The organism is Rhodococcus sp. P4_C10, assembly GCF_056402135.1.
This window is the reverse complement of record NZ_JBFUHZ010000041.1, coordinates 13,066-31,926: the sequence shown is the minus strand read 5'-3', so window position 1 is coordinate 31,926 and position 18,861 is coordinate 13,066. Positions and strand designations below refer to the sequence as shown.

Genomic DNA, 18,861 nt, shown 5'->3' with positions numbered 1-18,861 from the left:
CGCTGGTCCCTCGACCGCGTCGGTCCCTCGACCGCCCCGTCCTCCGACGGAGCTGCGGCACGCTCTCCCGGTGCCGGGAGCGCCCTGCTGCCAGCAGCGATGTTAGTCCCGTGCGGCCGCGTACGCGGCGGGCGACTCCCCGGCCGGCCGGCCGGCCTCGAGCTCACGCTTGGCCTCGAACGCCATGTTCTTGCCCGCCACCCGGCGCTCCCGGTTCGCCGCCGCGAGGTCGAACTTCGCCAGGGCCGCGGGTCCGTAACCGGTCGGCTCGGCGTGCAGGAAGTAGTGCACGATGGTGCCGTCGAGCACCGGTTCCAGCCAGACCTCCATGGTGCCGGTCAGCGGGCCGTTCACCGTCCAGCGAATTCCCTTCTCGGCACGGTCTTCCCCGACGCCGAGCCGGAGATCCGGCCACCAGCGGCGCCACTTGGACGGCGCACCGAGGCACCCGGCGACGAGGGCGGGTTCCGCCGCGATGAAAGTCTGGTCCGCGACCTGAATGCTGCTCACCCGGCTAGCTTCACACATGCGCGAGACCGGGTGTGGTCCAGGGCGCAACAGCAGGCGTTAAAGTGGACGCAAAGTTCAAAGCTACTCGTCAGTACCCACTCGTCAGCCCGCTGCGTCGGAGGTCTTCGTGCGTGAGTTCAGCGTTCCCTCAACTTTCATCGTTCCCGAGGACGCGTCCGCGGTGGACGGGGTGTTCAAACACGCCGCCGAGCGTCCCGACCTGGTGATCTTCAAGCGGCAGACCGGCGGCACCTGGGCCGACGTGACCGCGGCCGAGTTCGCCTCCCAGGTCACCGCCGTCGCCAAGGGACTGACCGCGCTCGGCGTGCAGCCCGGCGACCGGGTCGGCCTGATGTCTGCCACCCGGTACGAGTGGCCGCTGGTCGACTTCGCGATCTGGGCCGCGGGCGGCGTCACCGTGCCGATCTACGAGACCTCGGCCGCCGAGCAGGTGCGCTGGATCCTCGAGGACTCCGCCGCCGTCCTGCTCGTCGTCGAGAACGCCGAGCACGAGCGGACCGTCGAGACCGTCGCCGCGGAGGCGCCGAGCCTGCGCCGGACGTTGCGCATCGAGGGCGCCGACGGCACCGCCGGTGCCGTCGAGGAACTCGTCTCCCTGGGCGCGGACGTCGCCGACGAGGAGGTGCGCTCGCGCACCGACGGGCTCCGGTCCGCCGACCCGGCCACCCTGATCTACACCTCCGGCACCACGGGCCGCCCCAAGGGCTGTCAGCTCACCCACGGCAACCTGATCGCCGAGTCCCGGGGCATCACCACCTCCGGGTTCGGCAGCCTGCTGCAGCCGGGCCGCCGCTCGCTGATGTTCCTGCCGATGGCGCACGTGCTGGCCCGCGCGGTCAGCCTCGGCGCGTTCGACGCCGGCGCCACGCTCGGCCACACCGCCGACATCCCGAACCTGGTGGCGAACTTCGGCGAGTTCAAGCCGGACTTCATCCTCTCGGTGCCCCGGGTGTTCGAGAAGGTGTACAACTCGGCACGCCAGAAGGCGCACGGCGAGGGCAAGGGCAAGATCTTCGACAAGGCCGCCGACATCGCCGTGCAGTGGAGCGAGGCCCAGGACACCGGTGGCGCGGGCCTGATCCTCAAGGCACAGCACGCCCTGTTCGACAAGCTGGTGTACTCCAAGCTGCGCGCCGCCCTCGGCGGCCAGTGCCAGCTCGCGATCTCCGGCGGCGCCCCGCTCGGCGCCCGCCTCGGCCACTTCTTCCGCGGCATCGGCGTGACCATCTACGAGGGCTACGGACTCACCGAGACCACCGCCGCGATCGCCGTGAACACCCCCGGCAACCAGAAGATCGGCACCGTGGGCAAGCCGTTGGCCGGCAACGCGGTTCGGATCGCCGAGGACGGCGAGATCCTGCTCTCCGGTCCGGTGGTCTTCACCGGCTACTGGCGCAACGAGGCGGCCACCGCCGACGCCATCGAGGACGGCTGGTTCCACACCGGCGACCTCGGGTCCGTCGACTCCGAGGGCTACATCACCATCACCGGCCGCAAGAAGGAGATCATCGTCACCGCGGGCGGCAAGAACGTCGCGCCCGCGCAACTCGAGGACATGCTCCGCGCGCACCCGCTGATCAGCCAGGCCATCGTGGTCGGCGACCAGAAGCCGTTCATCGGCGCCCTGATCACCGTCGACCCGGACGCGTGGCCGGGCTGGAAGCAGCGCAACGGCAAGCCCGCCGCGGCCACCGTGGCCGAACTGCTCACCGACGCGGACCTGGTCGCCGACGTCGACGCGGCGATCGCCGAGGCCAACACCCTGGTCTCGCACGCCGAGGCGATCAAGAAGTACAAGATCCTGTCGGTCGACTTCAGCGAGGACACCGGCGAGCTCACGCCGACGCTCAAGCTCAAGCGCAACGTCATCCACCAGAGCTTCGCCGCCGACATCGACGCCATCTACTCGAAGTAGGGCGGCCGCGCCGCCGGTGAGTCCGTCCGGTTCCCCTCGGGGGAAGGACTCACCGGCGCGAAGCGGTCAGTGCAGCAGGCCGGCCAGCTTGGCGGCCAGGGTGTCCCATCGCCACTGCTCGGACACCCAACGCCGACCGGCCGCACCCATCTCCGCGGCGCGGTCGGGGTCCGATAGAACCGACACCACGGACTCGGCGATCGCCCGCACCGAGGTTCCGTCGACGACGTGCCCGGTCTCGTTCTCCCGCACCGTCTCCGGCGCTCCGCCGGACCGCCCGGCGATCACCGGCACACCGGTGGCCGACGCCTCCAGGAAGACGATCCCGAGGCCCTCCACGTCCAGCCCTGCGCCCCGGGTCCGGCACGGCATGGCGAACACGTCCGCGATGGTGTGGTGCGCGGCGAGTTCCGCGGCCGGCACGGTCCCGGTGAACACCACGTGCTCCTCGACGCCCTGCTCGCGCGCCAGCGCCCGCAGCGCGCCCTCGTAGGGGCCACCGCCGACGATCACCAGCACCGCACCGTCTACGGACCGCCGGATCGTCGGCAGCGCCTTGATCAACATGTCCTGCCCCTTGCGCGGCACCAGCCGGGACAGGCACAGGACCGTGGGCCGCTCGCCCAGGCCGTACCGGGCACGCAGCTCCGCCCGAGCGGCCGGGTCCGGGCGGAACACCTCGGTGTCGACCCCCGGCGGCAGGTGTTCGAGAGCCGCGTCGGCGCCGAACGCCGCCGCGAAGCGCCGGCGGGTGTACTTGCTGACGTAGGTGACGGTGTCGGTGGTGCCGCCGATCCGCCGCAGCGCCTGCCGGGCACCGGGCAGCATCGACCAACCCACCTCGTGGCCGTGGGTGCTCGCGACGATCCGCTCCGCACCCGCGCGGCGCAGGCCCGGCGCGAGCAACGCCAGCGGCGCGGCGGCGCCGAACCAGACGCTGTCGCACCCGTGCGACCGGACCAGCTTCGCCGCGCGGCGGGCCACCAGCGGAGTGGGCAGCATCAGCGTCGTGGGGTGCCGTACCACCTCGAACGGCTGGCGCGCGTCGAACTTGGTGTGGCTGTCGCCGCGCCACCGCGGCGCGTAGACGACCAGCTCGTCCGGCGGCAGTGCCGTCGCGAAAGACTGCAGGTAGGACTGAATTCCCCCCGGTCGAGGCGGAAAATCGTTCGTCACCAACAGGGTTCGCCGCATGTGTCCACCGTAGGGGTCAGGAGAGCTGCTCGGTCATCCAGGTGCCCCACCCGGACACCAGTTCCGCGCTCGACAGTCCGAGAACGCCCTGCAGGCGGCCGTCCAGCGTGATCGCGTCGACCGGACCGGTGGCCAGCGCGTGGTACAGGTCCCCCAGCGCGGATTCGCCGAACCGGTCGGCGATGTAGGCGTTCACCGACCATGCCAGCTCGTAGGCCACCACCGCACGGTCCCCACCCGCCGCGAAGTCTGCGTCCGAGGGCAGCCGGGCGGGCGGCCCGTGCGCGGCCACGGCGGCCGCCACCGTCGGCGCCGCCGCCGCCACGCCGATTCCGGAACCGCGGTGACCCGTGTAGTCCGCGAAGCCCTCGAGCATCCACAGCGGCGAACCGTCCGTGGTCGCCGCCCTGGCCGCGATGTGGGTCAGCTCGTGGCGGAGCACCGAACGCCGAGTGTCCTCGGTGAGCCGGCCCGCCGACGCCGGGCTGAACACGATCCGCTGCCCGGTTACCGTGTCCGACCCGGGCACGACGGCGTCGGACACCGCGACCGCCGCAATGTTCGCGCCGCTGTGGTCCGCGCCGGCCTGGGCCGTGAACTCCTCCTGGTCGGACGCGACGATCACCACCGCCCGACGGGCCCAGCCGGTCCCCCACAGCTCGGTCACGGCGGGCACCGCGGTCCGCATCTCCTCGGCCACGGCGTCGACCCAGGCCTCCTGGTCCGGATGTCCCAGCACCACCGAGACGTTCGACGCGGTGGTCACCTCGCGGGCGATCACCGGCCCGAAGTCCCAAGGCCCCCGCCAGGTTTCACGACCGTACTCGGGCAGGTCCCAGTCCGAGACCAGCTTCCAGTCGTCACCGCGGCGTGCCACCACCAGCGAGACCGGCTTGCGCGTCGACGCGGCGTCCGCCCCCTCGACGGCGTAGCGCAGGTACACCGGCGGCGCCCACACGTCCGTGGCGCCCAGGTGCTCGGCGAGGTCGGTCGGGACCGGGTGCTCCGGTTCGTGACCGATCTCGTAGCCCCAGTCCGCCAACGGCACCCCCGCCAGGTTGTTCATCCGGCGCACCTCGGCGTCGACGAACCCGGGCACCGCGCCCTCGTCGAAGAGCGCGACCAGAGAGCCACGGTCCCCGTCACGCACCGCCCCGGCCCACCGGTCGAGCAACCCCTGCACGCCCGCCCTGCGGGCCTGCTCGAACGCGCTGAGAGGGGCGGCCGCCACAGGTGCGGCGGGCGGCGGCGCACCGCCGGAACCGGCGGACAGCGCGACTGCGCCCGCGGCGCCGAGCGCGCACAGCAACCCGGCCAATGCCAGCGCCTCCCAGCGCCGGATCCGCCGCCTGGTCCGGCGCTGCGGTCGGTCACCACCGGCGGCCGGCCGGTCCGAGTTCGGGGTGACCGTGCTCAGCAGGTCCGTCTTGAGCAGGTCCGTGTTCGGTATGTCTGCGTTCGGCGGACCCGTGTTCGGCGACCCGGCCCCCGGCATGTCGGCGTTCAGTAGCGTCGGGCGCCGTAGAACGGGTACGCGTCCATCGGCGCGACCTTGACCGGCACCCCGTACGTGGACGCGTGCACGATGTTCCCGTTCCCGATGTACATACCCACATGCGAGGCGTCCGAGTAGTAGAGCACCAGGTCGCCGGGCTGCAGGTCGGCCTTCTGCACCGGCGCCCCGCCCGCGGCCTGCGCCTGGCTCGACCGCGGCAGGGTCTTGCCGATCTGCTTGTACGCCCAGACCATCAGCCCCGAGCAGTCGTAGCCGTCCGGTCCGGTGGCACCCCAGACGTACGGCTTGCCCACCTGGGTCAGGCCGGCCTCGACCGCGCCGGCGTTCGACCCGGCCGGCAGGCTCGCGAGAAGGGCACCGAGGTCGACACCGGGCGGGAAGGGGGTACCCGCGAGGGTGTCCCGCTCCGAGGCCGTCAGCGCACCGAACGCCCGTGTCACCTCGGCGATCTGCGTCTGCAGGTCGCTCTGCTTGCGCTGCAGGTCGTCGCTGATCGACTTGGCCTCTTCGGTGGCGGTGCGGGCCGCGGCGGCGGACTCCTGCGACGCGGCGGCGGCCGCGGCGGCCCGGTCGCCGGCCTCCTTGAACTCCTTGACCTGGACTGCGGTGTCCGCCGAGATGACGCTCAACGTGGACATCTGGTCGAGCAACTGCTGAGGAGAGTCCGACACCATCACCGCGAAGAGCCGGTTGACGCGGCCGCCCTGGTAGTTGACGGCGGTCAGCCGGTCGACGGCGGGCTGGAACTGCGCGACCTTCGCCTGGGCCTGCTCGAGCAGGGTGCGGTCGCCTGCGTTGCGCGCCTCGGCGTCGTGTTGCACGGAGAGCTTCGACTCGAGGTCGATCTGCGCGTTGTGCATCGCCTCGGTGGTCTGCTCGGACTCACGAGAGAGTTCGGCGAGCCGCTCGAGCGCCGCGGTCGGGTTGTCGAGCGCGGGGTCCGCGGACGCGGTACCCGCGGTTCCGGCCGACACCGCGACCAGTGTGAGGGTGAGCATTCCTGTTGCGAGCGCTCCACACCTGGACCGCATCGATCTCCGAGACGCCACGAACCGTGGTACTCCGTTCTTCCGCTCCTGCGCCATTGGATACCCGGTGCGGGACGCGCCGATGGGCGCCGGCCCCGCCGTGGCGGAGACCTCCGCTGCCGCACCGGACGGCGCAGCGAGGTTTCGGAAGGTCTCGGCCAGGTTACGGAATGGCCAACTGGCTGTCCACCCGCTCAGCGAGTCCCGAATCGCGCGACATTCCACCCCGCCCTGGCGGGTGCCGGCGGGGGTCCGGGAAGACGCCACAGGCCCCCGTCCACTTGGGATCGGGGGCCTGCGTCAGCGCCGCGGGGGCGCCGGGTGAATCGGGTGCGCTCAGTAGCGGCGCGCGCCGTCCATCGGCATGGAGGCGATGGGCGCACGCTTGACCGGAGTGCCCGAGGTGGCGGCGTGGATGACCTCGCCGTTGCCCGCGTAGATGCCGGAGTGCGAGCCACCGTAGAAGGAGACGACGTCACCGACCTGCAGGGCGGAGGTCGGCACGGCGATGCCCGCGGCGGCCTGGTCGTAGCTGGTGCGCGGCAGCGCGACGCCGGCCTGCTTGAACGCCCACTGCACGAGGCCGGAGCAGTCGAACGCGTCCGGGCCCGAGGCGCCCCACACGTACGGGGAGCCGATCTTGCTGGCAGCGGCGTCGACGGCCTTCTGACCTGCGGTCACGACCGGAGCCGGCGCGGGGACTCCGGGGAGCACGGGCATGGCCGGGAGGCCGGGGATCTGGATGGTCTGCGCGGGGACACCCGGAATGTCGAAGGTGCCGACGCCGGGGACCGTGACGGGCTCGGCGAATGCCGGAGCCGCAGAGACGGTGACTGCGCCGAGCGCGAGCGCACTGGCAATGACTACCCGGCGCATCGAGCGCTTGGAACTGTGTGTTGCCACGAAAGGATGTGCTCCGTTTCTTCCACTCAACCGCCGACCGAGTTAGCTGACGGGTTCGGGCTGGGAAGATCAGCCCTACCCGTCGGCACGCGGTGCGCGCTCCGACGGGATTCACCCCAAAGGAAAACTTGGGTTCCCGGCACGATCGCCCTTGCGGGAAATCGATTAGGCGGTCCTAGCGATGCCGCGCCGGTGTGGCGAAGCAAGAACCCGCTAGGTCTCAGGAAGATTACGAAAGCGCATCCCCCGTGTCGACCCGACTCCCCCGGAAAGTCGGACAAATGCGCCAAATCCGCACCTGGACGGCCGTCAAGCCACCCCTTTGTCACGACAAGATAACGACCGAGTGGTCTGTTGCAGGCGCCCCGACACGACCAGGCGGAGCCTGGGCACCAACCCGGCGTCCGCCAGGACCTCCATTGCAACTCGTTCGTCCTGCTCAATACTGATTCGGACCGGACGCCCCGCTTGCGCGGACGCGGCCGCTCCGCGGACCCCGGGCGACCCGAGCAGGACCGGCACCAGGCAGTCCGCACACGCCGCACCCCGCACCTCGCACTCACCGCAGTCGACAATCACTGTGACCCTCGTCTCTTTCGTCCGTCGCCGGGCGTTTCCGCGGCCCCGTCCACGGAAAGTAGCCCCGGGGTCCGACAGGTTTTCTCGCGCACACGTTCGACTTGACGGCGCTGTCGGTGGCCGGCCCTAGCCTCAGCGCTGTGAGTCCCCGCATTTCGACCGCACAGCAGTCGACGCCGCAGCAGTTGTCCTTCGACGAGCTGGACACCCCGCTGCGCGAGACCACCTTCGTCGTCGTCGACCTCGAGACCACCGGCAGCAGCTCCGGCGACGACGCCATCACGGAGATCGGCGCGGTGAAGATCCGGGGCGGCGAGGTGATCGGCGAGCTGGCGACGCTGGTCGACCCCGGCCGCAGCATCCCGCCCTACATCGTCGAGCTCACGGGGATCACGTCGGCAATGCTGATCGACGCACCCCGGATCGAGCGCGTCCTGCCGAGCTTCCTCGAGTTCGCGCGCGGCGCGGTCCTGGTCGCCCACAACGCCCCGTTCGACGTCGGCTTCCTGAAGGCGGCTGCGGCCCGCTGTGAGCTGCCGTGGCCGCCGTTCCAGGTGCTCTGCACCGTGAAGCTGGCCCGCCGGGTGCTCTCCCGGGAGGAGGCCCCCTCGGTGAAGCTCTCCGCGCTGGCCGGCCTGTTCCGGGTCGGCACCCAACCCACCCACCGCGCCCTCGACGACGCCCGCGCCACCGTCGACGTCCTGCACGGGCTGATCGAGCGGGTCGGCGGCCTGGGCGTGCACAGCTATGCCGAACTCGTCGACTACCTACCCAACGTCTCCGCCGCACAGCGCGGCAAGCGCGACCTGGCCGCCGACCTCCCCCGCACACCCGGCGTCTACCTCTTCCGCGGTCCGTCGGAGGAAGTCCTCTACGTCGGCACCGCCGTGAACCTGCAGCGCCGGGTTCGGGGCTACTTCACCGGCTCCGAGACCCGCGCCCGGATGAAGGAGATGGTCGCCCTCGCCACCCGGGTCGACCATGTGGAATGCGCGCACGGGCTCGAGGCGTCCGTCCGGGAGTTGAGACTGCTCGCCGCGCACGCGCCTCCGTACAACCGCCGATCCAAGTTCCCGCGGCGTGCCTGGTGGATCACGATGACCGACGAACCGTTTCCCCGGTTGTCGGTCACCCGCCGCCCCACGGCGGAGGCACTCGGACCGTTCTCCTCACGCACCGACGCCGGCGAGATCGCTGCCACGATCGCCGACGCATGCCGAATCCGCACCTGCACCAAGAAGATTCGCCAGGAACTGCCGCACGGGCCGGACTGCCCCGACAGCGTGGTCGGCGGCTGCCCGGCCGGCAGCGAGCCCCGGACCGCCGAGCACTACCGGCCCGCGCCGCTGAGCGCGCTCGCCATGTTCCGCGGCATGGACGACGCCCCACTGGCACGACTGCGCTCCCGCGTCGAGGAACTGGCGGCCGCCGAACTCTTCGAGAACGCCGCCCGGCTGCGCGACCGCACCGCGGCCCTCGCCACCGCGCTGCACCGCGCGCAACGACTCGCCGCGCTGGCCGCCGTGGACGAACTGGTCGCCGCCCGGCCCCGCGACGAGGGCGGCTGGGAATTCGCGGTGGTCCGGGCGGGCCGCCTGGCGTCCGCGGGCGTCGCCGCGCGCGGCGTTGCGCCGATGCCCGTGGTCGAGGCACTCGTGCTCGCCGCGGAGACGGTGATCGACGAGCCGTCGCCGCTGCGTGGCGCGATGGCGGGCGAGGTCGGGTTGGTCGCGAGTTGGCTCGCGCTACCGGGAGTACGGGTGGTGCGGGCCAGCCAGGGCTACGCCGAACCCGCGCACGGAGGCGGCGGGTGGCAGGAGTGGTGCGCGCTCGCCCACCGCGCGAGCGCCTAGTCTGAGCACGCGAGAGCGGAGTCCCCAGAAGCCCGGAGCCCCGGAGCGACCGCGAGGGCTCTTCCCACAGTTGTATAAGGAGCGAGATGATCAACGCCATCGTCCTCATTCATGCCGAGGCGAACCGGATCCCCGAGACCGCCCAGGCCGTGGCCGACATCGCCGGCGTCTCCGAGGTCTACTCGTGCGCGGGCGACGTCGACCTGATCGCCATCGTGAAGGTTCGCGACCACGCGCAGATCGCCGAGGTCGTCACCGGCGCGATCAACAAGGTCGAGGGCGTCGTGCAGACCACCACCCACATCGCGTTCCGGTCCTATGCCAGCGCCGATGTCGAGGCAGCCTTCTCGATCGGGGAGTAGCGCCCACCGGATCGACCGCATCCGGATCAGTGACATCCGGATCGACACGGGCACCCCGGGAGGCGCGGCGGCGCCGCGCCTCCCGGGAGCAGCCTCAGCCCGCCAGCGCGGTGCTGACGGCGACCCAGCGGTCGAGCAGACCCGCGGCCGCACCGCTGTCGATCGCCGCGGTCGCGCGCGCCATCCCGGCCCGCAGGGCATCGTCGAGGTCGCCGTCGAGCCCGTCGTAGGCCGCGATCGCCCCCGCCGCATTGAGGACCACCGCGTCGTGCACGGCGCCCCGCTCGCCGCCGAGCACCGCCCGCGCGATTGCCGCGTTGGCCTCCGCGTCACCGCCGCGCAACGCATCCAGCGGCACCCTCGCGATCCCGAGCGCCGTCGGGTCGATCCGCTCCTGGCGAACCGTGCCGACGGTGACGACGTAGGCGGTGCTGGTGGTCGAGGTGGTGATCTCGTCGAGTCCGTCGTCGCCGCGCACCACGAGCGCCGAGGCACCCCGGCCGGCGAGCACCCCCGCGACCACGGGCTGCAGGTCCGCGAACGCACAACCGATCAGCCCGGCCCGCGGACGCGCCGGGTTGGTCAGCGGCCCGAGCACGTTGAACACCGTCGGGATGCCGATTTCCTTGCGCGGGCCCGCGGTGAACCGGAACGCGGGGTGGAACGTCGGGGCGAAGCAGAAACCGATCCCCACCTGGCGGACACATTCCGCGACGGCGTCCGGGCTCAGGGTGATCTTCACCCCGAGCGCCTCGAGCACGTCCGCGCCACCGCTCTTGGACGACGCGGCGCGGTTACCGTGCTTGACCACCCGTACCCCGGCCGCCGCGACGACCACGGACGCCATGGTCGAGATGTTCACGGTCTGCTGGCGGTCGCCGCCGGTCCCGACCACGTCGACCGCGTCACCGTCGAGGTCGAGCGTCCGCGCGTGCGCGAGCATCGCGTCCGCGATCCCCGTCACCTCTGCGGGCTTCGGGCCCTTCATCTTCAATGCGACGCCGAACGCGGCAATCTGTGCCGAGGTCGCGTTGTCCGACATGATCTCGTCCATCGCCCACGACGCGGTGCCGGGATCCAGATCGTGCCCGTCCGTCAGCGCACCGAGCACCTCTGGCCAACTCCCCATCGCAACCGCCTCTTCCCTGGCCGACCGACAATGCTCCGCAGCTTAGTCAGTACCGGCAACCGGATTATGCGGCGGCTGCAACGCATCCCACCCGAGGACATGGCCGCCCGCACGCTGCGCCAGACCCGCCATCCGCGACTGCTCCTGGGAACAGTGCAGTGCGTCGAGCAGCTGGACGCGCGCGAGCACCAGCGCGACCAGTTCCGGATCCTCGTCCGACGCGGCACCCGGGGCTGGTTCCTGAGCCGGCGTGTAACCGTCCTGAGCCGCGATCTCGGCGACCCGGGCCAGCTCGCCCCGCGGCMCCCGCAGATGGTGCCGCAGGACCGCCTCCGCGGACTCGACCCAGCGGGGCTCCGACACCGCCGCCCGCTCCAGAACCCGGCTGCACGCCTCGACGTCGTCGAAGCTCTCCACGACCGCAACCAGATCGGTCCGATCCGGGTCGAGCGGGACCACCCGTCGACGTCCGAACAGACCCCTCAACCACCGCTGTAGTTCCATGACCTCAGCCTCGCACAGCCATCTACCTGCACAATCGTCGCGGCGTGCATACTTGGTCAGGGCTCCGACGCGCCCATCTTGGACCCGGGTACCCGTCTCTTACGACAAGGCGTCATACTTCTGTCTGTGACGAGCGCAGTAGGGACCCAAGGATCCGCAATCACCCAGCGCGTGCACTCGCTGAACCGGCCGAACATGGTCAGCGTCGGCACCATTGTCTGGCTGTCCAGCGAGCTCATGTTCTTCGCTGGTTTGTTCGCGATGTATTTTGTCGCGCGCGCGCAGGCGAACGGCAATTGGCCGCCGGAGCCCACCGAGTTGAATCTCATGCTCGCGGTCCCCGTGACCGCGGTGCTGGTGGCCTCCTCTTTCACCTGCCAGATGGGCGTTTTCGCCGCTGAGCGAGGTGACGTATTCGGCCTCCGCAGGTGGTACACCCTCACTCTGGTGATGGGCACCCTGTTCGTGATCGGCCAGGCATACGAGTACTACCACCTGGTGCACACCGGCACGACGTTCTCGAGCAGCTCCTACGGCTCGGTCTTCTACATGACGACCGGCTTCCACGGACTGCACGTGATCGGCGGCCTGGTTGCCTTCGTGATCCTGCTCGTACGTACCAAGCTCAGTAAGTTCACCCCCCAGCAGGCGACTGCGGCCATTGTTGTCTCGTACTACTGGCACTTCGTCGACATCGTGTGGATCGGCCTGTTCGCCACCATCTATTTCATCCGTTAGAAGCTGAACGCAGTACTCAGCCCAGTCCGTTCAGTCCGTTCCCGCGAGACCAAAGGGATACAGATGAGTTCATCCCCCCCTTCAGCAGCCGCCGACAGCGCGACTGCCTCCAAAGCCCGTCGTCAGCGCAAGTTCCGTAGGCGCGTCACCGGCGCCATGGTCCTGATGATGGGCCTCGTCGGCGCCGGCTTCCTCGCCGCAGCCCTGACCCCTACCCCGCAGGTAGCGACCGCGTCTGACGACTCGGCAGCGCTCATCCGCGAGGGCAAGCAGCTCTACGACACGTCCTGCATCACGTGCCACGGCGCGAACCTGCAGGGTGTCGAGGACCGTGGCCCGAGCCTCATCGGTGTCGGCGAGGCCGCCGTCTACTTCCAGGTCTCGTCGGGTCGCATGCCGGCCGCGCGCAACGAGGCGCAGGTGCTGCGCAAGCCCGCGAAGTTCGACGCGAACCAGACCGACGCCATCGGCGCGTTCGTCCAGGCGAACGGCGGCGGCCCGACCGTCGTCCGCGACGCCAACGGCGAGGTCGCCTCGACGTCGCTGCGCGGCGACGACGTCGCACGCGGCAGCGAGCTGTTCCGGCTGAACTGCGCGTCGTGCCACAACTTCACCGGCAAGGGCGGCGCGCTGTCCTCCGGCAAGTTCGCACCGCCGCTCGAGCCGGCCAGCGAGCAGCAGATCTACCAGGCAATGGTCACCGGTCCGCAGAACATGCCCAAGTTCTCCGACCGCCAGCTGAGCCCGGACGAGAAGCACGACATCATCGCGTACGTCAAGTCCTCGAACGAGACCAAGAACCCCGGCGGCTACGGCCTCGGCGGCTTCGGCACCGGTCCCGAGGGCCTGGCCATGTGGGTCATCGGAATCGCTGCCGTCGTCGGCGCAGCGCTGTGGATCGGAGCAAGGTCATGAGCGACGCCGGTCACGGCGATACGCCACGTAAGCCCACCGAGGCCGAGCTCGACGCGATGAGTCGCGACGAACTCGTCGAACTCGGTACCAACCTCGACGGTGTCGACCTCGCGTTCCGGCGCGAGCGCTGGCCCGTCGAGGGAACCAAGGCGGAGAAGCGCGCCGAGCGCGACGTCGCCCTCTGGTTCGGCATCGCCGGCGTGGCAGCCATTGCATTCATCGCGATCTACCTCTTCTGGCCCTGGGAGTACAAGGGCATCGGCGAGGACGGCTACAGCGCGTACAACCTCTACACCCCGTTGCTGGGCCTGACCATGGGCACCGCAATCCTCGCGGTCGGTGTCGGCGCGGTGAAGTTCACCAAGAAGTTCATCCCCGAAGAGGTCGCGATCCAGGACCGCCACGACGGCGGTTCCTCGGCGGTCGACCAGAAGACCATCGTCGCGCAGCTCGGCGACTCGCTGGAGACTTCGACGCTGGGTCGGCGCAAGCTGATCACCCGGAGCCTCGGGTTCGGCGCCGGCGCGCTCGGCATCATGGCGATCATGCCGCTCGGCGGCCTGATCAAGAACCCGTGGGCCAAGGGCGACAAGTCCGACCTGTGGACCTCGGGCTGGACCCCGGCCTTCCCCGGCGAGACCATCTACCTCCGTCGCTACACCGGCCGTCGCGACGACATCGTCCTGGTTCGCCCGGAGGACCTCGACGCGGGCTCGATGGAGACGGTGTTCCCGTTCCGTGAGTCGGAGCGCGGCGACGAGAAGGCCCTCGGCCACGCCCTCAAGCGCGCCGACAACCCGGTCATGCTGATCCGTCTGCGCACCGAGGACGCCACTCGCGCGGTCAAGCGTCGCGGCCAGGAGAGCTTCAACTACGGCGACTACTTCGCCTACTCGAAGCTCTGCACCCACCTGGGCTGCCCGACCTCGCTGTACGAGCAGCAGACCAACCGGATCCTCTGCCCGTGCCACCAGTCGCAGTTCGACGCTCTCCAGTACGGAAAGCCGATCTTCGGACCGGCCGCTCGTGCACTCCCCCAGTTGCCGATTACAGTCAACGAAGAGGGCTTCTTGGTCGCCAACGGCGACTTCGTCGAAGCTCTCGGCCCCGGATTTTGGGAGCGTCCCTCATGACAACCACCACTGGCGGCCAGTCCAAGGTCGCAGCTCACGCCGCCAAGGCGGGCGAGAACCTCGATTCTCGCTACCACCTTGCCGCCGGCATGCGCAGGCAGATCAACAAGGTCTTCCCGACCCACTGGTCCTTCCTGCTCGGCGAGATCGCGCTGTACAGCTTCGTGATCCTGCTCATCTCGGGCGTGTACCTGACGCTGTTCTTCGACCCGTCCATGGCCGAGGTCGTCTACAACGGCGCCTACCAGCCGCTCCGCGGCGTCGAGATGTCGCGGGCGTACGCCACTACCCTGGACCTCTCGTTCGAGGTACGCGGCGGCCTGTTCGTCCGTCAGATCCACCACTGGGCCGCCCTGATGTTCGCCGCGTCGATCATCGTGCACCTGCTGCGCATCTTCTTCACCGGCGCGTTCCGTCGCCCGCGTGAGGCGAACTGGGTCATCGGCTGCCTGCTGCTGATCCTGGCGATGTTCGAGGGCTTCTTCGGCTACTCGCTGCCCGACGACCTGCTGTCCGGCACCGGCCTGCGTGCCGCCCTGTCCGGCATCACGCTGAGTGTCCCGGTCGTCGGCACCTGGCTGCAGTGGCTGATCTTCGACGGCGACTTCCCCGGTCAGCTGATCATCCCGCGTCTGTACGTGGCACACGTCCTGCTGCTTCCGGGCATCATCCTGGCCCTGATCGGTGCGCACCTGGCGCTGGTCTGGTACCAGAAGCACACGCAGTTCCCCGGCACCGGCCGCACCGAGCAGAACGTCGTGGGCGTCCGCATCCTCCCAGTGTTCGCGGTCAAGTCCGGTGCGTTCTTCGCCATCACCTTCGGCATCCTCGCGCTGATGGGCGGCCTGCTGCAGATCAACCCGGTCTGGAACCTCGGCCCGTACAACCCGTCGCAGGTCTCCGCCGGCGTCCAGCCCGACATCTACATGATGTGGACGGACGGCATGGCCCGCCTGTGGCCCGCGTGGGAGATCTACCTGTTTGGCACCTACACCATCCCGGCGGTGTTCGCGGTCGCGCTCATCATGGGTCTGGTCTTCACGGTGCTGATCGCCTACCCGTGGATCGAGAAGAAGTTCACCAAGGACGACGCGCACCACAACCTGCTGCAGCGTCCGCGCGACGTTCCGGTGCGTACCGGCCTCGGCGTCATGGCACTGACGTTCTACTTCATCCTGACCGTCATGTGCGTCAACGACATCATCGCGTACAAGTTCGACATCTCCGTGAACGCGACGACGTGGATGGGCCGCATCGGCATCGTCGTGCTGCCGCCGCTGGCGTACTTCTTCACGTACCGGTTCTGCCTGGGTCTGCAGCGCAGCGACCGCCAGGTGCTCGAGCACGGCATCGAGACCGGCGTGATCAAGCGCCTGCCGCACGGTGAGTACGTCGAGATCCACCAGCCGCTCGGCCCGGTGGACGACCACGGCCACCCGATCCCGCTCGAGTACCAGGGCGCGGCGATCCCGAAGAAGATGAACAAGCTGGGTTCGGCCGGCAAGCCGGGCTCCGGCAGCCTGCTCACCGCCGACCCGATCGAGGAGTCCGAGGCCCTCAAGGCCGCGGAGCACCAGAACGAGCACGAGCAGCTCGCGATCCTCAAGGCCTACCAGGACACGGTCCACGGCCACGACAAGACCGACGGCGAGCACTGATTCCCGTCTGACACGTCAACGGTGAAGGCCCCGAACTCGATTCGAGTTCGGGGCCTTCGCTGTTTCCGGGGTGCGCGTGCCGGCCCGGCTGCTGCCTACGCGCGTGCCGAGGTTCCCCGGTGGCCGTTCCCCTCCCCCACAGTCTCCCGTTCGGACTCAATCGGCACGTAGGAGCTCGCCGAGAAGACTCTCGGCGAGATCGGATCCTGCGTCGGCCAGGCGCTGGAGACAGCGCGCGTCGCCGGCCTGAGAGGCTCGCTGAGCCAACAGGTTGCCGGCATGCTCACTGCCCTCGTCGTGAAGTTGCTCGAGTTCGGTGAGGTCCTTGCGTGCGTCTGCCAAGTCGGCGAGTCGGTCCAGGGCATCCTCGTTGCCCTCATCGGCCAGCGTCCGGAGGGTGTCTCGATCAATCGGTGTCGTCATGAGAGAAGGATGCAACCCTGCCCCTGGGGCAAGGTCAAGTGGCAGGATGCGGGGGTGATCACGATCGGCCAGCTCGCCCGTTACGCCGGAGTAACCACCAAGACCATCCGCGTCTACCACGACAAGGGCGTCCTGCCAGAGCCCGAACGCGACGGTTCCGGCTACCGCCGCTACAACGCACGAGACGTTGCTACCGCCATCAGAGCACGGACCTTGTCCCAGGCCGGTGTGCCGCTCGCCGATGTTCGCGAGCTGTTCACCACCAGCGGTGCCGACTTTGCTGCGGCCCTGCACCAGGTGGACCAAGCCCTCAGCCAGCAGATCCGGGACCTGCGCGACACCCAGCGACGGCTCCGTGCCCTCGCCGCCCAGGATCCCCTGAATCTTCCCGGCGAGGTTGTCGCCCACCTCGATCGGTTGCCGAACTGTGGCTTCACCGCTCGATGGGTCGCCCTCGAAACCGATCTCTGGATCCTTGTGTTTGCGACCCTCCCCGACGAGGCGCTGGAGCTCTTCCGAGACCAGGCCGACGCAGTGGACGACCCACGCCTGCGCGAGCTCTACCTCGCCTACGACGCCGCCCACGACCTGCGCCCCGACGATCCCCGCATTGAGGATCTCGCCGAGAGGATCGCCGAAGTTGCGCGGGAGCGCTACGCGCAGGCGCCGCCGCCCGGCCACGCAACACGCTCGAACGTCCCCGACCTCATTCAATCCACGTTGAACGAGGTGTCGCCGGCATGGCAGCGGCTCGCAGCACTGATCGCGGGAGCGGCTGGGAACGCTCCCGGCTCGACGTAGGACCGCTGTGTTCGCAGACGGCTGCCGAGTTGGCGGATCACGTGTCGTTGGGCGCACCGGTGTCAAAACGAACTGGGCGCCGGACTCCGGTGCGGAGTACGGCGCCCAGTGGCGTACGTGTGGGTGTTGCTAGTGCTTCTCGGGACCGACGTGGTACTCGAAGACCAGGCCGCAGACCGCGGTCAGCACCAGGAGCACGCCGAAGGCGATCATCCAGGGCTGGAAGAAGGCCAGCGCGACCGCGATGAACGCGGCGGCCAGGGCGAGCGCGGCCGGCCACCAGCTACCCGGGCTGAAGAAGCCCAGGTCGCCCGCGCCGTCAGCGATCTCGGCCTCGTCGTAGTCCTCGGGGCGGGTGTCGAGACGACGCGCCACGAATCGGAAGTAGGTCCCGACGATCAGGGTCAGCCCGGCAGACAGCGCAATTGCGGTCAGACCGGCCCACTCGATGCCTGTCCTCGATGCGGCGGTGAACACGCCGTACACGATTCCGACGAGGATGAAAAACACCGTCAAAATCTCAAAGAGCTTGGCTTCGATATTCATGTCAGCTCGTCCTTCAGCGGTTGATGGGTGGGTGCCGTCGGCACGACTACTGGTACTCGCCCTCGAGCACGTCGCTGGCCTGGCGGTACGTGCGCTCGGTGTTGAACGGATGCGTCGAGGTGGCGACCGGCGACTCGCCGATCTCCTGGAGTGCCTCGGCGGTGCTCAGCCCGCGTCCACCCTCGTCAGCCGGCTTGCGCAGCTCGATGTACTCGTTGAACTTCTCCGGGCTCACGGCGCGGATCTCGAAGTTCATCATCGCGTGGTACGTGCCGCACATCTCGGCGCAGCGGCCGACGAACGCGCCTTCCTTCTGGATCTCACTGATCTGGAAGACGTTGTCCGAGTGGTTTTCCTTCGGGTTCGGCATGACGTCCCGCTTGAACAGGAACTCCGGGACCCAGAAGGCGTGGATGACGTCGGCGGCGTTGAGGACGAACTCGACGCGCTTGCCGGTCGGCAGCACCAGGACCGGGATCTCGTTGCTGGTGCCGACGGTCTCGATCTTGTCGTAGTGCAGGAACGACAGGTCGTTCTTGCTCTTGCCGTTGATCGGTCCGGGAACCAGGTTGCCGTGGACTTCCTGCTCCTCGGCCGGCACCTCGGCAGCGGCCTGCGCCTCGAGGTTGGTGCCCTCGTACTTCGCGGTGCCGTCACCCATGTCGATGGTGCGGTAGCCGAACTTCCAGTTCCACTGGTACGCCGTCACGTCGACCACGACGTTCGGGTTGTCCTTCTTCTCCGTGACGTAGTTCTGCACGACCACCGTGAAGTAGAACAGCACGGCGATGATGACGAACGGCACCGCGGTGTAGAAGAGCTCCAGCGGCACGTTGTATGCCGTCTGCCTCGGGAACTCGGGCGAGTCCTTCTTCTTCCGGTGGAAGATGACCACCCAGAAGGTGAGGCCCCACACAATCACGCCCATGAACAGGGCGGCGACGACCGACCAGGTCCACAGCTCACGCATCCGCTCAGCCTGCGGGGTAATGCCCGACGGCCATCCGAACCGGAGTACCGGATTGTCGATCGAACAACCCGACAGCAGCATGGCGGCTAGGCCTAATGATGCTGCTAGCCCCGCCCGCCGAAGGATCCGACTCTGCGCCACGTTCACGCCTTCCTGATCGCTG

Annotated in this window: 18 protein-coding genes and 1 riboswitch; of the genes, 8 read left to right on the top strand and 10 right to left on the bottom strand. The window is 69.2% G+C overall.

Annotated elements, in window-relative coordinates; all coding sequences use genetic code 11:
- Positions 1-102: 102 nt before the first annotated feature.
- Entirely contained in the window at positions 103-510 is a 408-nt protein-coding gene (locus AC1DWC_RS21515; RefSeq protein WP_092776368.1) for a polyketide cyclase / dehydrase and lipid transport, read from the bottom strand.
- A 127-nt stretch (positions 511-637) separates the two neighbouring features.
- Between AC1DWC_RS21515 and AC1DWC_RS21510 the strand changes: the two genes are divergently transcribed.
- Positions 638-2,446, top strand: coding sequence for an AMP-dependent synthetase/ligase (locus AC1DWC_RS21510; protein ID WP_477911334.1), 1,809 nt, complete (start codon positions 638-640; stop codon positions 2,444-2,446).
- 66 nt (positions 2,447-2,512) lie between these two features.
- Here the strand turns inward: AC1DWC_RS21510 and AC1DWC_RS21505 are convergent, their stop codons facing one another.
- From AC1DWC_RS21505 to AC1DWC_RS21490, 4 genes are all read right to left on the bottom strand, one after another.
- Positions 2,513-3,640 carry a glycosyltransferase family 4 protein gene (locus AC1DWC_RS21505; RefSeq protein WP_477911332.1) on the bottom strand — a complete coding sequence of 376 codons (1,128 nt, stop codon included), beginning with the start codon at positions 3,638-3,640 and terminating at the stop codon, positions 2,513-2,515.
- Between the two features lie 16 nt (positions 3,641-3,656).
- Entirely contained in the window at positions 3,657-5,135 is a 1,479-nt protein-coding gene (locus tag AC1DWC_RS21500) for a hypothetical protein (protein ID WP_477911330.1), read from the bottom strand.
- A gap of 8 nt (positions 5,136-5,143) precedes the next feature.
- Positions 5,144-6,154, bottom strand: a complete 1,011-nt coding sequence (locus AC1DWC_RS21495; protein WP_477911328.1) for a C40 family peptidase — start codon at positions 6,152-6,154, stop codon at positions 5,144-5,146.
- Between the two features lie 366 nt (positions 6,155-6,520).
- The gene (locus AC1DWC_RS21490) at positions 6,521-7,087 is read right to left on the bottom strand and encodes an NlpC/P60 family protein (protein WP_477840728.1); all 567 of its coding nucleotides are present in this window, start codon (positions 7,085-7,087) and stop codon (positions 6,521-6,523) included.
- Positions 7,088-7,103: 16 nt separating this feature from the next.
- A riboswitch (cyclic di-AMP (ydaO/yuaA leader) is annotated at positions 7,104-7,269 on the bottom strand.
- Between the two features lie 537 nt (positions 7,270-7,806).
- Here AC1DWC_RS21490 and AC1DWC_RS21485 point away from each other — a divergent pair.
- Positions 7,807-9,519 carry a DEDD exonuclease domain-containing protein gene (locus AC1DWC_RS21485; protein WP_477911326.1) on the top strand — a complete coding sequence of 571 codons (1,713 nt, stop codon included), beginning with the start codon at positions 7,807-7,809 and terminating at the stop codon, positions 9,517-9,519.
- Positions 9,520-9,605: 86 nt separating this feature from the next.
- Positions 9,606-9,881, top strand: coding sequence for an Lrp/AsnC family transcriptional regulator (locus tag AC1DWC_RS21480; protein ID WP_072847395.1), 276 nt, complete (start codon positions 9,606-9,608; stop codon positions 9,879-9,881).
- 94 nt (positions 9,882-9,975) lie between these two features.
- On the opposite strand, the gene trpD is transcribed toward AC1DWC_RS21480, so the two are convergent.
- A complete protein-coding gene (trpD, locus tag AC1DWC_RS21475; protein WP_477911324.1) occupies positions 9,976-11,010 on the bottom strand; it encodes an anthranilate phosphoribosyltransferase in 1,035 nt (344 codons plus the stop codon).
- 42 nt (positions 11,011-11,052) lie between these two features.
- Positions 11,053-11,514, bottom strand: a complete 462-nt coding sequence (locus AC1DWC_RS21470; protein WP_477911322.1) for a hypothetical protein — start codon at positions 11,512-11,514, stop codon at positions 11,053-11,055.
- 126 nt (positions 11,515-11,640) lie between these two features.
- Between AC1DWC_RS21470 and ctaE the strand changes: the two genes are divergently transcribed.
- The 4 genes from ctaE to qcrB all read left to right on the top strand — a co-directional run bounded on the left by ctaE (position 11,641) and on the right by qcrB (position 15,958).
- Entirely contained in the window at positions 11,641-12,252 is a 612-nt protein-coding gene (ctaE, locus tag AC1DWC_RS21465; RefSeq protein ID WP_072847392.1) for an aa3-type cytochrome oxidase subunit III, read from the top strand.
- 63 nt (positions 12,253-12,315) lie between these two features.
- Positions 12,316-13,167 carry a cytochrome bc1 complex diheme cytochrome c subunit gene (qcrC, locus tag AC1DWC_RS21460; protein WP_477911320.1) on the top strand — a complete coding sequence of 284 codons (852 nt, stop codon included), beginning with the start codon at positions 12,316-12,318 and terminating at the stop codon, positions 13,165-13,167.
- The gene (gene qcrA, locus AC1DWC_RS21455; protein WP_477911318.1) at positions 13,164-14,300 is read left to right on the top strand and encodes a cytochrome bc1 complex Rieske iron-sulfur subunit; all 1,137 of its coding nucleotides are present in this window, start codon (positions 13,164-13,166) and stop codon (positions 14,298-14,300) included. Before qcrC ends, qcrA begins: the two co-directional genes overlap by 4 nt.
- Entirely contained in the window at positions 14,297-15,958 is a 1,662-nt protein-coding gene (gene qcrB, locus AC1DWC_RS21450; protein ID WP_477911316.1) for a cytochrome bc1 complex cytochrome b subunit, read from the top strand. The genes qcrA and qcrB overlap by 4 nt, the downstream gene beginning before the upstream one ends.
- A gap of 156 nt (positions 15,959-16,114) precedes the next feature.
- On the opposite strand, the gene AC1DWC_RS21445 is transcribed toward qcrB, so the two are convergent.
- Positions 16,115-16,381 (bottom strand): hypothetical protein, encoded by a 267-nt coding sequence (locus AC1DWC_RS21445; RefSeq protein ID WP_477911314.1) that lies wholly within the window; start codon positions 16,379-16,381, stop codon positions 16,115-16,117.
- 54 nt (positions 16,382-16,435) lie between these two features.
- Between AC1DWC_RS21445 and AC1DWC_RS21440 the strand changes: the two genes are divergently transcribed.
- A complete protein-coding gene (locus AC1DWC_RS21440) occupies positions 16,436-17,182 on the top strand; it encodes a MerR family transcriptional regulator (protein ID WP_477911312.1) in 747 nt (248 codons plus the stop codon).
- A gap of 129 nt (positions 17,183-17,311) precedes the next feature.
- Here AC1DWC_RS21440 and AC1DWC_RS21435 read toward each other — a convergent pair whose 3' ends face one another.
- Positions 17,312-17,728, bottom strand: coding sequence for a cytochrome c oxidase subunit 4 (locus AC1DWC_RS21435; RefSeq protein WP_072847389.1), 417 nt, complete (start codon positions 17,726-17,728; stop codon positions 17,312-17,314).
- A 46-nt stretch (positions 17,729-17,774) separates the two neighbouring features.
- On the bottom strand, positions 17,775-18,845 hold the full coding sequence (gene ctaC / locus AC1DWC_RS21430) for an aa3-type cytochrome oxidase subunit II (protein WP_477911310.1): 1,071 nt from the start codon (positions 18,843-18,845) through the stop codon (positions 17,775-17,777).
- Between the last annotated feature and the right edge of the window lie 16 nt (positions 18,846-18,861).